Origin of the sequence: Methylothermaceae bacteria B42 (assembly GCA_001566965.1) — a bacterium.
GTDB lineage: Bacteria > Pseudomonadota > Gammaproteobacteria > Methylococcales > Methylothermaceae > Methylohalobius.
This window is the reverse complement of the sequence record LSNW01000023.1, coordinates 38,019-52,570: the sequence shown is the minus strand read 5'-3', so window position 1 is coordinate 52,570 and position 14,552 is coordinate 38,019. Positions and strand designations below refer to the sequence as shown.

At 50.5% G+C, this 14,552-nt stretch carries 13 protein-coding genes and 1 pseudogene; 2 read left to right on the top strand and 12 right to left on the bottom strand.

Features of this window, described 5'->3' with window-relative positions; all coding sequences use genetic code 11:
- The first annotated feature begins 67 nt into the window (after window positions 1-67).
- Complete coding sequence (locus AXA67_00910; protein ID KXJ40743.1) at window positions 68-1,264, top strand: hypothetical protein; 1,197 nt, start codon at window positions 68-70, stop codon at window positions 1,262-1,264.
- A 5-nt stretch (window positions 1,265-1,269) separates the two neighbouring features.
- Here AXA67_00910 and AXA67_00905 read toward each other — a convergent pair whose 3' ends face one another.
- The 12 genes and pseudogenes from AXA67_00905 to AXA67_00850 all read right to left on the bottom strand — a co-directional run bounded on the left by AXA67_00905 (window position 1,270) and on the right by AXA67_00850 (window position 12,093).
- On the bottom strand, window positions 1,270-1,920 hold the full coding sequence (locus AXA67_00905; GenBank protein ID KXJ40742.1) for a hypothetical protein: 651 nt from the start codon (window positions 1,918-1,920) through the stop codon (window positions 1,270-1,272).
- A 77-nt stretch (window positions 1,921-1,997) separates the two neighbouring features.
- Window positions 1,998-2,756: a pyridoxine 5'-phosphate synthase gene (locus tag AXA67_00900; protein KXJ40741.1), complete on the bottom strand. Its 759-nt coding sequence runs from the start codon at window positions 2,754-2,756 to the stop codon at window positions 1,998-2,000.
- Complete coding sequence (locus AXA67_00895) at window positions 2,746-3,456, bottom strand: hypothetical protein (protein KXJ40740.1); 711 nt, start codon at window positions 3,454-3,456, stop codon at window positions 2,746-2,748. The genes AXA67_00900 and AXA67_00895 overlap by 11 nt, the downstream gene beginning before the upstream one ends.
- A 3-nt stretch (window positions 3,457-3,459) precedes the next feature.
- A complete protein-coding gene (locus AXA67_00890; GenBank protein KXJ40739.1) occupies window positions 3,460-4,341 on the bottom strand; it encodes a GTPase Era in 882 nt (293 codons plus the stop codon).
- Window positions 4,338-5,030 (bottom strand): hypothetical protein, encoded by a 693-nt coding sequence (locus tag AXA67_00885; protein KXJ40738.1) that lies wholly within the window; start codon window positions 5,028-5,030, stop codon window positions 4,338-4,340. Before AXA67_00885 ends, AXA67_00890 begins: the two co-directional genes overlap by 4 nt.
- Entirely contained in the window at window positions 5,027-5,404 is a 378-nt protein-coding gene (locus AXA67_00880) for a hypothetical protein (protein KXJ40737.1), read from the bottom strand. The genes AXA67_00885 and AXA67_00880 overlap by 4 nt, the downstream gene beginning before the upstream one ends.
- 246 nt (window positions 5,405-5,650) lie before the next feature.
- Window positions 5,651-6,424, bottom strand: coding sequence for a S26 family signal peptidase (locus AXA67_00875; GenBank protein ID KXJ40736.1), 774 nt, complete (start codon window positions 6,422-6,424; stop codon window positions 5,651-5,653).
- Window positions 6,425-6,437: 13 nt separating this feature from the next.
- Complete coding sequence (locus tag AXA67_00870) at window positions 6,438-8,243, bottom strand: elongation factor 4 (protein KXJ40735.1); 1,806 nt, start codon at window positions 8,241-8,243, stop codon at window positions 6,438-6,440.
- Between the two features lie 15 nt (window positions 8,244-8,258).
- On the bottom strand, window positions 8,259-9,695 hold the full coding sequence (locus tag AXA67_00865; GenBank protein KXJ40773.1) for a serine peptidase: 1,437 nt from the start codon (window positions 9,693-9,695) through the stop codon (window positions 8,259-8,261).
- A 173-nt stretch (window positions 9,696-9,868) separates the two neighbouring features.
- Complete coding sequence (locus tag AXA67_00860) at window positions 9,869-10,873, bottom strand: hypothetical protein (protein ID KXJ40734.1); 1,005 nt, start codon at window positions 10,871-10,873, stop codon at window positions 9,869-9,871.
- Window positions 10,860-11,432, bottom strand: a complete 573-nt coding sequence (locus AXA67_00855) for a hypothetical protein (GenBank protein ID KXJ40733.1) — start codon at window positions 11,430-11,432, stop codon at window positions 10,860-10,862. The genes AXA67_00860 and AXA67_00855 overlap by 14 nt, the downstream gene beginning before the upstream one ends.
- Before the next feature lie 79 nt (window positions 11,433-11,511).
- Window positions 11,512-12,093: pseudogene (locus AXA67_00850) on the bottom strand (RNA polymerase sigma factor RpoE).
- A 593-nt stretch (window positions 12,094-12,686) separates the two neighbouring features.
- On the opposite strand from AXA67_00850, the gene AXA67_00845 reads away from it, so the two are divergent.
- Window positions 12,687-14,294, top strand: coding sequence for an L-aspartate oxidase (locus AXA67_00845; GenBank protein ID KXJ40772.1), 1,608 nt, complete (start codon window positions 12,687-12,689; stop codon window positions 14,292-14,294).
- Window positions 14,295-14,552 lie beyond the last annotated feature (258 nt).

Genomic DNA, 14,552 nt, shown 5'->3' with positions numbered 1-14,552 from the left:
AACACTCGATTGAAAGCGACAGATGATTTATCGTAATTAACCATACTAATGAAATAGAATAAAAGTCATGACTACTGAATGCCGACCTGCTTGCAAAGTTTTGGATGAGTTAACGATAGAAATAGAAAAACTGAGAAAGACGCTTGACACCCTCAAGGATTTAGAATTCGAGCATCTGCTCATTGACCATATTCAAAAACACTTAGGCACTCTGGATACGCTGCAAAAAGCTTACCACAGCCATTACCTTAAAATTATCCGATCTCTGCTGAACGCGATTTCACAAAACCTTGATGCCACCGATCCTGTTAAAAAACGTGTCATCTTTCTTGAAAAGCTTTTGGACCATCCTCCAACCCTTAATGAATTAGAAACCTTGCACATAGGCATTCAATCGTTGCCTTCATTATCTCAAATATTGGTTTCCCTCAAGCCGAACCAAGTCATTGGTGATCTCCCACCTTTGCCACAACAATATTCGCAAAAACCGGCTGTCAACCATACCTCTTCCGTTATGGAGAAAATGGATCTGTTACAACAAAAAACCCAGGAACTTGGCGACCAGATTCAAGACATTCTCGACTTTCTTCGGGACCCTGCTCAAAAATCGGAAAACGACTCTACACAGCAAACGCTCTTGGAACAAGCCAAAATCCTGGCGGGCGGCCAGAAATATCTGGCGATGCAACTGGAACAAACCAAGGCACAACTAGCTTCGGAATGGGCGCAGAAAGAACAATTAAACGCGGAACTGGAACGCACCAGGACCTTAAGCTTGACCGATGAACTCACAGGCTTGCCCAACCGGCGGGCATTTCTAAACCGATTGGAAGAAGAGATAGGCCGGGTGCAACGTTATCATTTGCCTATCAGTCTGGCTATCATCGACTTGGATCATTTCAAGGACATTAATGACCGCTATGGTCATGGGGTGGGCGACCAGGTATTAAAAACCTACGCCACCCTGGTATCCTCGGCCTTTCGCAAGCACGATTTAGTCGCCCGGTTTGGCGGGGAAGAATTTGTTGTCTTATTACCTAATACCCAAATGGAAGGGGCGGTGAAAGCCTTGAACAAAATTCAGGAAAGCGTGAAAAACTTGCGCCTTCAAACGATATCGGGCGAACTCGCTCTGCCCACTTTCTCCGCCGGGATTGCCACATACCACCTGGAAGAAAGCATTGCCGATTTTATTGAACGCGCCGATCAAGCCCTGTACCGGGCAAAAAAAGCGGGGAGAAACAAAATTGAAACCACGGACTGAAGACTTTACCCCCTTTCGTGATAAAGCTGATGTTGCAGGCGGGCAAGGTCCGCATCCAGGCGTTTCAAACGAAAACCGCACTGAAGCCAATATCCCCCCATGGCTACCGCCATAAATGCCAGTGCCAGCAAGGTGATGTAGAACAGGTTTTCCAGCAATGCCAGTTTGTGCAAAGCCGCGAAATTAGCATCAGTTGAAGAATCTCCAATTCTTTCGATACCCGAGGGAAGTGCAGGCTTCTTAGTATTTCTCAAATTCAATAAACGGATATCTTGCTTGATGGACTGGATCAATTCGAGATCCTGTAATCCCGCCCGCCCCTGACGAATCCGGTCTTCCAAAGATGCCAGCTTCATTGCCAGGGTTTCGGTGACTGCCTTTCCCAGTTGCTGCTGCAAATCCGCCAATTCTTGACTTAATTGCGTCACTTGATCCATTTGCACTGGCGATGGCGACACTGCGGCAGGAGACGCCTTTGCCAAGGCAGGTTGCTTCAAATAAAAGACAAATCCGGCCAATAACATCAAGAGCGCCGCCGCCATCAGCACAAAAATCCGTTTGGCAAAGCGTAATTGTTCATTCAACGCCATTCTGGCCAGGAACAGTACTTCAGGTTCTGTGGGATTTAAGGAATCAACAGTAGCAATCGGCTTCATAGCTTTTCGTTCCATTCAGCGCCTTATGGGTCAATTACGCTGGTTTTTAATTTTTTTGGATTGGAAACTATGACAAATCAAACCGACGAGGTCAATGCTTCCAGTCTTGCCGTTTTCATCAACCGCTTCATTTCCCGGACAGCTTCTTGCATTCCGGAAAAGAGCGCACGGGCGATAATCGAATGACCGATGTTCAGTTCTACAATTTCCGGGATCCGGGCAATGGCTTCCACATTATGATAATGCAGTCCATGACCAGCATTGACTTGCAACCCCAAACCGTAGGCAAACCATGCGGCCTGTTGGATTTTTTTGAGTTCTTCTTGGCGGGCTTCAGGTGTAGGCGCGTCGGCATAGCTTCCGGTATGGAGCTCAATGACCGGCGCACCCGCTTCGGCCGCCGCTTCAATCTGGGCTTTATCGGGATCGATAAATAATGAGACTTCAATGCCCGATTCCCTCAATTGCCGGCAAGCCTCCGCCACCCGATCCAATTGCCCTGCCACCTCAAGCCCGCCTTCGGTGGTCAACTCCTGGCGTTTTTCGGGCACCAGGCAACAAGCATCCGGACGCACTTCACAGGCCAAGGCGACCATTTCATCGGTGACCGCCATTTCCAGATTCAAACGGGTATGAATCATTTGCCTGAGCAGGCGAATATCCCGATCTTGTATATGACGGCGGTCTTCGCGCAAGTGGGCGGTAATGCCATCGGCACCCGCTTGTTCCGCCAGCAAGGCGGCTTGAACCGGTTCGGGAAAAGCGGTTCCCCGAACCTGGCGCAATGTTGCGATGTGATCGATATTGACGCCTAGCAAAATGGTCTCAGGTTTCATGATTTCCCTGGGTGATTAATTGTTGGAATAAAGCCCGGCTTTTTAATGGCCTGCCTTCCAGCCGGTAGTCGATGACTTGGCGCAATAATTTTTTTGCCTCTCTAAGGACCTGAGGATTGTCTAATTGTCTATCCGCCAGCGCCAGCAGGGTTATCCCGCATACATTCCCTTGCGGATCCAAATACGGCCCGGCATCCGGTTCGTAGCGGTAACGCGCCTGCGGCAAGATGGGCTCTTGATATTTTACCTCATGATCCAGAATCAATCCGTAGCCGATTTCCATCAATAGATCCATCTCGAATAGACGCAAACGGGCTTCCATGGCTTTTTCATTGGCAAAAACCCGCAGGGTTTCCTGATAACGTAGGAATAAGCGGGGATGAGGATCGTGTCTGTGGGTCAAATAAGCCAACAACTCATTGAGGTAAAAGCCGCAGTAGAGGCCTTTTCCCGATAAGGCGGGTAACGAAGCACATGGCTCCGCGCCGGTCAAGGTTTTAAGATCGCCTTTGCCGTGCCAGCGAATTTTCAACGGCTGAAACGGTTGGAGATAAGTCGCGGATTGGCGCTTTCCCTTCCTCGCCCCTTTTGCCAGTAGGGCGACTTTTCCGTGGTCGCGGGTAAAAACCTCCAGCCACAGACTGGTTTCCCGCCAAGGCCGGCGGTGCAAAACAAATGCGTCGTGCCATCGTTCAGCCATGGATCATTCAGCATAGCCCAACCTTTGCAGCATTCGCTCATCATCGGACCAGCCTTTTTTAACCTTGACCCAAAGATTGAGATACACACGCCTACCGAGAAAATCCTCCAGTTCCAGGCGGGCTTTTTGACCAGCCTTTTTCAGCAAGCTCCCCTTATCACCAATTACAATCCGCTTTTGCCCTTCCCGCTCCACCCAGATTACGGCATAGATGCGCGTCAGTTCCCCTTCATTTTTGAACTGCTCGATCTCCACCGTCAACCGGTGGGGAACTTCATCGCCCAGGTAATAGAGCAATTTTTCACGGATAATTTCGGCGGCAAAAAACCGTTCCGGTTTGTCGGTAATCTGGTATTCGGGATACATGGGCATTCCTTCGGGGAGCAAGCCAATAATGGCCTTTTCCAAGGCCTGGACATTCGTACCCCTTAGGGCGGAAACAGGAATAATGACTTCAAAGGAGAAACGGTATCTCGCTTCCTGTATGAGCGGCAGCAATAAGGCTTTGTCTCTTACCTTATCGACTTTATTGATGACCAGAATGACCGGAATATTGATGGATTTGAGCTTTTCCAAAATCAAACTGTCATCTTTATCGAAACCCTTGTTATCAATCACCCAGACAATGACATCCACACCCACCAAAGCGGTGCTGGCGGTTTTATTCAAATAACGATTCAACGCCTTGGAATCGCTTTGATGAATCCCTGGGGTGTCCAAATAAAGAATTTGGGCGTCATCGGTGGTTTTAATCCCTAGGATCCTGTGCCGGGTGGTTTGAGGTTTGCGGGAGATGATGCTGAGTTTCTGGCCAATCAACTGATTGAGCAAAGTGGATTTGCCCACATTGGGCCGGCCAATGATGGCGACATATCCAGTTTTCATAATTGCTTGCCCAATTGCCGGGATAATGTTTCCAATACTTTCTCCGCTGCTTGCTGCTCCGCCCGTTTCCGCGATGGACCTTTTCCTCTTCGAGGTTCAGATAATAGCGCCACATGGCATGCGACTTCAAATAGCTGATCGTGGTCTGAACCTTGCTGGGAAATCAATTCATATCGAGGCAGCGGCTCCCCCCGGGATTGCAAAAATTCTTGCAGACGGGTTTTGGGATCTTTCTTTCCCTTCCCTTCCGCCAGTTCCGCCAATCGGGTCTTGAATAACCCCAATACCCATTTTTGGCAGACCTCAATCCCCTGATCTTCCAAAATAGCGCCGATAATCGCTTCCAAAGCGTCAGACAAAATGGAATCACGGCGGAAACCGCCGCTTTTCATCTCCCCCGGCCCTAAAATCAGCCAGTCTCCCAGCTTCAATTGTCTGGCCAGGGCAGCCAAAGAGGTTTGATTGACGAGATTGGCCCGCATCCGGCTCAATTCACCTTCGCGGGCATTGGGGAAGCGGTGAAACAAGGCTTGGGCGATGATGAAACCCAAGACGGCGTCACCTAAGAATTCCAGTCGTTCGTTATTGGGGGAACCGGCGCTGCGATGGGTAAGCGCTTCACGTAGGATCTCCAGATCGTTAAATTTGAGACCGAGACGCTTGCTAAGTGTTCCCAGATCGGCTTTCAAGAACCTCCCACCTCAATTTGATCGTCAAAATAGACTAATACGCTTAAATTCCCGAAAATTGGCTTTTCTACTTCATAGGTCACCGCCACGGTAACAACGCCGTCTTCCTTGCTGACGCTGATATCATCGGTCGTCACGTTTTCAATCATGTTGATATCAAATCTTTTATTAAGCAAGCTGTATATTTCACGCCGGCTCTTTTTTGGTAATGCAGGATCTTCTTTCAGGGATTGGAGAGAACTGACTACCTTGTAATGTTCAAGATAAATGGGCCCGATTTTCAAAATCAGAATGGTAAAAAAACCAATCAAGCCTAAAAGCAAGGCAAAACCAATCAGGGTGATGCCCCGTTGACGGCGGTAAGTTTGGATCATGGCATTTCTCGCTTAATATTGCTGCAGCCTACAAAATAAAATCTGCTTCATAATTTATCTCGCAAAGGTGTCCTGGCCTGCCATTTCGCTGGTGTTGGTGGCCCGGACGGCCACCATCAAGCCCCCAGGGAAGGATTCACGGCGTCCAGTGGATGGCAGGTCAGGACATCAACGGAAGTCGCCAATATACGCTTCAAAAACTTTTTAGGCATCAAACAAAAGCCCCTTTCGGGCTGGATAAAAAGTTCAGTGCAACAATGTCCCAATGCGCTCTAAAGCCACACCGGGACTACTGGGATCCCAATGCATCCAGATCAGAAAGGCCTTCCCTACTAGATTTTCTTCCGGCACCGGCCCCCAATAGCGACTGTCATTACTATTGTCACGGTTATCACCCATGACAAAATAATGTCCCGTGGGAACCACAAATTCACCTTCGACACTCGGCTGGCCTTCCATGATTAAGATCTGATGCTCTACCTCCCCCAGCTTTTCCTTAAACACCAAAGCCCCGTTATAACGCTGATTTTGCCCGGCCCCGGTAAAATGGCCCATGGGCGTCAATGTCACAGGCTCGCCATTGATGTATAACTTCTTATTATAGTAGGCAATTTTATCTCCGGGCAGGCCCACCACTCGCTTGATGTAATCAACGGCGGGATTGTTGGGGTAGCGGAAAACCACAATATCACCCCGCTGCGGTTCGTCTATGTCCACCACTTTGGTATGGGCCACCGGCAAACGAATACCATAGACAAACTTATTGACCAAAATAAAATCGCCCACCAACAGGGTGGGCATCATCGATCCGGAAGGAATCCGAAAAGGCTCCACCAAAAAAGAGCGAAGCACGAGAACAATAAATAAAATGGGAAAAAACGAACGGGCATATTCGACGATGACCGGCTCTTTCTCTTCTTCTTTTTTCTCCGCCCCTCTCGTCCAGAAAAGATACCCCCCCCAGATCAAACCCGACACCACGGTGCCGAGTAGCAAAAAAAATTCAAAATCGAAATCCATATCGTGGTCCTTATCAGGATTCTTGTTTTACTTTCAGGACAGCAAGAAACGCCTCTTGAGGAATTTCCACCTTACCCACCTGCTTCATGCGCTTTTTACCCGCTTTTTGCTTTTCCAGCAATTTCTTTTTCCGGGTAATATCGCCACCATAACACTTGGCGGTAACATTTTTACGCAACGCCTTCACCGTAGAGCGGGCGATTATCTTTGAGCCTATCGCCGCTTGTATCGCCACTTCAAACATTTGCCGGGGAATCAATTCTTTCATTCTTTCGACTAATTCGCGGCCGCGCACTTCCGCCAAATCCCGGTGGACGATTAAAGAAAGGGCATCCACCCGCTCGCCATTGATCAAAATATCCAGTTTAACCATGGGCGCGGCCTGAAACCGCTTGAATTCGTAATCAAAAGAAGCAAAGCCCCGGCTCACTGACTTCAACCGGTCAAAGAAATCCAGCACCACCTCGCTCAAGGGTAACTCAAAGGTCAGTGCCACTTGGCTGCCCAGGTATTGCATGTTTTTCTGGACACCCCGTTTTTCAATACACAGGCCAATCACGCCTCCAAGATAATCGTGGGGCACCAAAATATTAGCTTCGATAATGGGCTCGCGGATTTCCTGGATTTCATTAGCGGGTGGCAAATCCGCCGGATTATCCACTGACAGCACTTCACCTTTGGTGGTCAGGACCTCATATACCACCGTTGGCGCCGTGGTAATCAGATCCAAGTCGTATTCCCGTTCCAGCCGTTCTTGCACAATTTCCATGTGCAGCATCCCCAGAAAACCGCAACGAAAACCAAAGCCCAAAGCCTGGGAAGTCTCTGGCTCGAATTGAAGGGCGGCGTCATTGAGGCGCAGTTTGTTGAGGGCTTCGCGCAAATCTTCGTAATTTTCCGAACTGACCGGATATAATCCTGCAAATACCCGCGGCCGGACCTGCTGAAAACCTGGCAATGGTTCGGCGCAGGGACGATCGGTCCCGGTGATGGTATCCCCCACGGGCGCGCCGAAAATATCCTTGATTCCCGCCACCACAAAGCCCACTTCTCCGGCATGGAGCGCGTCTTTTTGTTGGCGCTTGGGATTGAATACCCCCACTTGGTCGGCCTGATAGCTTTTTCCCGTGGACATGACGGTGATTTTTTGTTTTTTTGTCAAAGTACCGTTGACAACCCGCACCAAGGAGACGACACCGAGATAATTATCGAACCACGAATCGATAATCAACGCTTGCAACGGCGCTTCCACATCGCCTTCCGGCGGGGGAACCTTGGCGACAATCTGTTCCAGAACGTCTTTTACCCCTTGGCCGGTTTTAGCGCTGATCTCCAGTGCCTCATCGGCCGGAATGCCAATAATTTCCTCAATCTCGTGCTTGACCCGCTCGGGCTCGGCCGAGGGCAAATCCACCTTATTCAGCACAGGGAGCACTTCCAGTCCCTGTTCAATGGCGGTATAGCAATTGGCGACGGTTTGCGCTTCCACCCCCTGCGCGGCATCCACCACCAATAGCGCACCCTCGCATGCTGCCAGGGAACGGGAAACTTCGTAGGAAAAATCCACATGACCTGGGGTATCGATAAAATTGAGCTGATAGGTCTCGCCATCCTCGGCGGTATAGTATAGCGTCACGCTTTGCGCCTTGATGGTAATGCCCCTTTCCCGCTCAAGATCCATGGAATCGAGCACTTGCTCCGCCATCTCCCTGTCAGCCAAGCCGCCGCAGATCTGAATGAAGCGATCGGCCAAGGTAGACTTGCCGTGGTCAATATGGGCGATGATAGAGAAATTTCGTATATTTTTTAGATCTGTCACGTTTTAATCTTTTCCCTATTGCTTTGGTTTATTGGCGCCCGGCTTGATCGCCAAAAACAGCGAACCATCGCCTCGCTTCACCAACACCGCAATCGGCTTGCCTTTGGCTAAACTGGCCGCACGCTTTTTCAAAGCCTTGGCGCTGGTAACGGGCTGATCACCAATACGGACGATAATATCGCCCGGACGAATACCTGCTTCCCGCGCGGCACCCGCCAACACCCGGCGAACGATCACACCGGATTTCACGCCCCGGCGCTTGCGTTCCTGGGGACTCAGGTCCGCTACAATCAAGCCGAATTGTGGAACTTTCACGGAACCCGGCTCGAGCGGATGTACCGAAAGTGCTCCCTCTTGCTGTTCCTTGGGCAATTGCCCGATACGCACCGTTAATGTTTTGATTTTTCCGTCCTGAAGCACTTTAACCGAAACTTCAGTGCCAGGCGGCGTCATCCCCACCAGGGGCGGCAAAGCCCCGGCAGTCTCAATGGGATGACCGTTGTACTCAATGATGACGCTTCCCACCTCAAAACCGGCCTTGGCTGCGGGGCTATCCTCCAGCACTTGCGCAATCAGCGCGCCCCGGGGCCGATCCATGCCGAAAGACTCCGCCAATTCCCGGGTCACGTCCTGAATCTGTACGCCGAGCCAGCCGCGGCTGACATGACCTTTGGTTTTTAATTGCTCCACCACTTCCAGCGCCACGTCAATGGGAATAGCGAACGACAACCCCATAAACCCGCCGGTGCGGCTGTAAATCTGGGAGTTGACGCCAACCACTTCCCCATCCATATTGAACAAAGGCCCGCCGGAGTTGCCGGGATTGATGGCCACATCGGTCTGGATGAAGGGAACGTAATTATCGCCAGGTAGGCTTCTGCCCTTCGCGCTGACGATGCCCGCGGTCACCGATTGATCAAAACCGAACGGCGAGCCAATGGCAACCACCCATTCCCCTACTTTCAAGTCGCGGGATGAGCCCATGGTCACTACGGGAAGATCTTCTGCATCAATTTTTAATAAAGCCAAGTCGCTGGATTTGTCCGTACCAATTAATTTGGCCACCAGCTCGCGCCGGTCTTGCATGCGGACAATGATTTCATCGGCATCCTTGACCACGTGGTGATTGGTAACGATATAGCCATCGGAAGAAATGATAAAACCCGAACCCAATGAACGCGCTTCCCGTGGCCCAAGAGGACCTTGCTGGCCAAAGAAATGTTTAAACAAATCTTCCAGAGGCGACCCTTCAGGAATCTCCATGCCCTCTGGTAGTTCCGGCACCGGCTGACTTTCCACCGTCCTCGTGGTGCTGATATTAACGACGGATGGACTGGTTTTTTCTACCAGCTCGGTAAAGTCGGGCAGTTCCCCGGCCCAGGCTTGGCTCAAACCAAGCCAAAACACCCAAATCCACACGGCCTTAATGACGAATTTTGTATTTTGAAACATAAAAAATGCGTTAAACATGAAAAAAATGTCTGTATTTTAAGCGAACACTATAGCATTCATAAACTTGAATCCTAGTTCCTGGCTATTTTCTTGGGACAAGGTAAAGCCTAGCGTTCATCCCAGACGCCATCCACAGAGCAAAGTTGGAACATTCCGATGGCAATCGGAACGGGTCAGGAAGAGGTGGATCCTGTATCTACCCGCACCCCATTGGCGATAGCTCTGACTGTTTCGGGAGGCACATCCCCCAGCACAGTGATATAAAAATCACCAATCTGTTTGCTGTAGGTATTTACTGCCCCCAATTTTTTATTGCCGGGATCAAAGCCCTTTTCATCGCTTTTTTTAATATAGATTGAGACTGAAGCGATTCCGTCACTCACCAAGATGTGATCAATGGGCTGTTGATCGATTGGATCTAGCCGTCTCGTGCGCATCACTTCGCTGAAACCCGGGGGCAGAAAACTCAACTGCCAATGTTTGTCCTTAATAGGCGTGACTTTTCTATCTAAAATCTTCCAGGTTTTACTGTGATTAGGAAGTGCGGTTGCCACTGCTGCCGCCGCCTCTCCCAATTGAATATCGGTCACGATAATGGCTTCGAGAATACTGCCGTCATGATCCAATAATTCTAATTTGAGCGGCAGCTTGGTTTCTGTATCGAGCCAAATTCTGCGGGGATAACGATACTTGTCCAATGGCTGGATAATAATTTCCTGAGCTTGTCTTCCTGCTACGTGGCCGCTGTGCCCTGATTTAAACTGATAAATTTCCTCCTTTTGCTGCCATTCCCAGGGAAAATGAACAAACAAAGAATCTTTTCCCTGCTGGTATTCCACCACCATTGCCCGCCGGTCCGGAAAATAGCAGGTCACTTTATCACCATCTCTAACGACTTCCCGCAGCGGATCATTGAGCGCCTGCAAATGTTCTCTAACCACACCGTTTTGTATGATCCGGGAAAGTTTCAGGGTTTGAATTTGATTATCTCTGCTATAGACCACCGTCGCCTGGTAATCTAGATTGTGCATCGCATCCCGCATGGCTTGTAACCATGCCACTGCATCCTTGGATATTGGTTCTTGGGAAAATGCGGAAACAGCAAACGTAATCAAAAACGCGCCGACCACCCAGTGTGGTAATAATCCCGCTTTCTTCATAATATTAACGCCCGTCATGGCTGACGATGCGCGCATAACTCAACATGCCTTGGGGGCCAGTGGTATATAAACTGCCTTCGGTATGGGCTATCAAATAATCTTCAAAGCGGGAATAGTGTAGGGCCTGATCTGATTGTTGGGGGATCGCCTGTTCCGAAGTCACGTTGGCCAAACGTATGGAAGGCGCGGCAGATTGCTTGGCAGCCGCTTTTACCGTGGCGGCGGAATGCAGAGGCTCGTTCCACTGTTTTGCCAATAGCACGGTCACGACGGCAACCGATGCCGCCAAGGCGAGAGGCACAATCATTTGTTTTATTGAAAAAGATGTCGGAGAAGAAGAGGTTTGGGGTGGAGGAAGTTCAGTAGATGCCAACGAGGCGCGAATACGGTGTATAAATGTCTTATCCGGCTGAACCACGTTACCAAATCGCATCGCCTGGCTCATTGCGTTATAACAACACCATTTATCCAATAGATCCGGGTCTTGATGGATTCTTTCCAATAATTCAATGGCATCCTTGGTATCCAGTTCGTCGTCCAGTAACAGTGATAGTTTCCAGTTCACATCGTCCTGCATCGGCCTCCGCCTCTTGTCATGATTTTTCTGAAGATTTCTCAGGTAAGGGTTTTTTCTTTTCTTTCCGCATCCCTGCACGCAAAGTCCTCAGTTTCTTGTCAATGGCTTCCCGAGCCCGAAAAATACGTGAACGAACAGTGCCCACCGGACAATTCATTGCTTGGGCAATCTCTTCGTAGCTCAACCCTTCAAACTCCCGCAAAGTGATTGCAGTTCTCAATTCATCAGGCAGCTCTTCGATGGCCTGACGCACGGCTTCCGCAACTTCCTCACTTAACAATATACCCTCGGGAGTTTCTTGATCTTTTAGACGCACCGCTGTCTCGAATTGTTCCGCAGTATCCAATTCAATTTCCGAATCAGAAGGCCGCCGGGCTCTGGCGGCGATATGATTCTTCGCCGTGTTAATGGCGATCCGGTATAACCAAGTATAGAAAGCGCTGTCGCCACGGAAATTGGGCAACGCGCGATAAGCCTTGATGAACGTTTCTTGCGCCACATCCAAAGCTTCTGAAGGATCTTTGATATAACGGGTGATCAAGGGAATAATTTTATGCTGATATTTGAGAACCAGCAGATCGAAGGCTTTTTTATCGCCTTGTTGAACCCGCTTGACCAGCTCTTGGTCAACATCCGCCGCTGACCTGCTGTCTCCCTTCAATACCTTTTCCTCATCTTTTAACGGTGAATGGGCTTGTACCGCCATAGTCAACAAAATGTCGAACCACCTGCCACTTGGCGTAGTCGTACAATTAAGCTTATTATCCCGGTTTCGCTCTATCCATTCAATCAGGGTGTCGCAAAAGCCCATCCTTGGACTTTTGCGACTCGGAATCGGAAAAGCGCGATTTTCCGATTCCTCCATTTTCAATGGCTTATGGCCATCGAAAATGGCGATGCATCCCTGCACCGCGGAGGGTGTCGCCTTTTGCGACACCCTCCATCCAATTGGACAGAACCTAACCCACTTTGATTACTACACTGATGTTACGCACGGTCATTCCAAAGCAGCCCTCAAACGCAGTGCACAGTCTGGCAAGGAACCCTGTCATTGGCTAGCAGGCAAGACAAGGAGCCCCCCCCCCCCCCCCCCCCCGCAAGCGGTGGAGGGAGCGACGGACCTTGCCTTAAATCCCCTCTCCCTCAGGGAGAGGGGGTAGGGAGAGGGCGTGATGGCACGGTCCTTGCCGTATGTTGCATAACATCAGTTACTGCAAAAAAGCATTTTTTTTGGGATTCTGGTATAAATTTCCTATGAGTGAATCTCTCAATTATGACCTGCTTATCATCGGCAGCGGTGCCGCAGGCTTGAGTCTTGCCCTGAGAATCGCCGATATTGCGCGAGTTGCCGTGCTTTCCAAAACGCAACTGCAAGAGTGCAGCACTTTTTACGCCCAAGGCGGGATTTCTGCGGTTCTGGACGCCAATGACTCCCTGGAAGCCCATATCGAAGATACCCTGGACGCCGGCGCCGGGTTATGCAATCCAGACATCGTCCGGTTGGTGGTTTCCCAAGGGAAGGATTGTATCGAATGGCTGCTGCGTCAAGGCGTCGCCTTCACTGAGGTGGAATCAGAAAACGGAGAAAAACACTTGCATTTGACGCGGGAAGGAGGACACAGCCACCGCCGCATTGTCCACGCTGCTGATGCCACCGGAAAAGCCTTGGAAACCTCATTGCTAGCCCAGGCCAAGGCACATAGCAATATCGACTTGTTTGAATTTCACAACGCCATTGACCTGATCACTGCCAACAAATTAAAAATGTCTCCTCAACGGGTGCTAGGGGCCTATGTCCTCGACCGGGAAAGGCAAAAGGTTAAATTATTCCGCGCCCGGGCCGTGGTACTCGCCACCGGCGGCGCCGCCAAAGTTTATTTGTACACCAGCAATCCCGACACCGCCACCGGTGACGGCCTCGCAATGGCTTGGCGGGCGGGTTGCCGGGTGGCCAACATGGAATTCATGCAATTCCACCCCACCTGCCTGTACCACCCCGAAGCCCGGTCATTCTTGATTTCCGAGGCACTGAGAGGCGAAGGCGGAAAACTGCTGCTGCCCAATGGCGAACGCTTCATGCAGCGCTTCGATCCACGGGAAGAACTGGCCCCCCGGGATATTGTCGCCCGCGCCATCGACCATGAAATCAAGCGGCTGGGGGTGGATTGTTTGTACCTCGACATTTCCCACAAGGGCGCGGATTTTATCAAAAACCATTTCCCCACCATTTACGAAAAATGCCTGCAATACAATATCGACATCACCCAGCAGCCGATTCCAATTGTACCTGCCGCCCATTACACCTGTGGCGGTGTCATGACAGACGCCCGCGCCCGCACTGATATTCCGGGGCTTTATGCGGTCGGGGAAACCGCTTGCACGGGCCTTCATGGCGCCAATCGCATGGCCAGCAATTCCTTGCTGGAATGCTTGGTTTTTGCCAAACAGGCAGCGGATGATTTACGCCGGCAACTGCCGGAATTACCCCCGCCACCTCAATTGCCCCCCTGGGATGAATCTCAGGTGACCGATTCGGACGAAGAAGTTGTCGTCAGCCACAACTGGGACGAAATCCGCCGCTTCATGTGGGATTACGTCGGCATTGTCCGCACCAATAAACGCCTGCAAAGGGCATTGCGGCGAACTGAAATGCTGAAACAGGAAATTGCTGAATATTATGGGAATTTCCGGGTCACCAGCGACCTGCTGGAACTGCGCAACCTCATCATTGCCGCCGAATTGATCGTGCGTAGCGCCATGGCCCGCAAGGAAAGCCGGGGGTTGCATTACACCCTTGATTATCCCCACCCGGACAACAGCAAGCCGCCCGCAAATACGATTCTCACACCTGGGCAAAATTAACCCCTAGATTACACCTAGCCCGGATATTTCACCAGCATCCCGGATGATGGCGCAGGACAGGTGCGGCTGGGCGCCGGGCTGGACTGAAAGGCATAGCCTTAGCTATGGCTTGAAGGAAGCCCAAGCCCAGACGTGCCTGGACAAGCCAGGGCCGGGATACGATTCGGGCTGAATCCAAATCGGATTTCGTGGAAATCATGAAACTTAAGCATTTTATGTTCAAAAATCAGTTAATCACAAGAAAGTCCGAAGCCGGCT

What these genes read in the sequence shown, in the direction of transcription:
- AXA67_00910 (KXJ40743.1), top strand. Translation starts at nt 68, where the DNA reads ATGACTACTGAATGCCGACCTGCTTGCAAAGTTTTGGATGAGTTAACG.
- AXA67_00905 (KXJ40742.1), bottom strand. Translation starts at nt 1,920, where the DNA reads ATGAAGCCGATTGCTACTGTTGATTCCTTAAATCCCACAGAACCTGAA.
- AXA67_00900 (KXJ40741.1), bottom strand. Translation starts at nt 2,756, where the DNA reads ATGAAACCTGAGACCATTTTGCTAGGCGTCAATATCGATCACATCGCA.
- AXA67_00895 (KXJ40740.1), bottom strand. Translation starts at nt 3,456, where the DNA reads ATGGCTGAACGATGGCACGACGCATTTGTTTTGCACCGCCGGCCTTGG.
- AXA67_00890 (KXJ40739.1), bottom strand. Translation starts at nt 4,341, where the DNA reads ATGAAAACTGGATATGTCGCCATCATTGGCCGGCCCAATGTGGGCAAA.
- AXA67_00880 (KXJ40737.1), bottom strand. Translation starts at nt 5,404, where the DNA reads ATGATCCAAACTTACCGCCGTCAACGGGGCATCACCCTGATTGGTTTT.
- AXA67_00875 (KXJ40736.1), bottom strand. Translation starts at nt 6,424, where the DNA reads ATGGATTTCGATTTTGAATTTTTTTTGCTACTCGGCACCGTGGTGTCG.
- AXA67_00865 (KXJ40773.1), bottom strand. Translation starts at nt 9,695, where the DNA reads ATGTTTCAAAATACAAAATTCGTCATTAAGGCCGTGTGGATTTGGGTG.
- AXA67_00860 (KXJ40734.1), bottom strand. Translation starts at nt 10,873, where the DNA reads ATGACGGGCGTTAATATTATGAAGAAAGCGGGATTATTACCACACTGG.
- AXA67_00855 (KXJ40733.1), bottom strand. Translation starts at nt 11,432, where the DNA reads ATGCAGGACGATGTGAACTGGAAACTATCACTGTTACTGGACGACGAA.
- AXA67_00845 (KXJ40772.1), top strand. Translation starts at nt 12,687, where the DNA reads ATGAGTGAATCTCTCAATTATGACCTGCTTATCATCGGCAGCGGTGCC.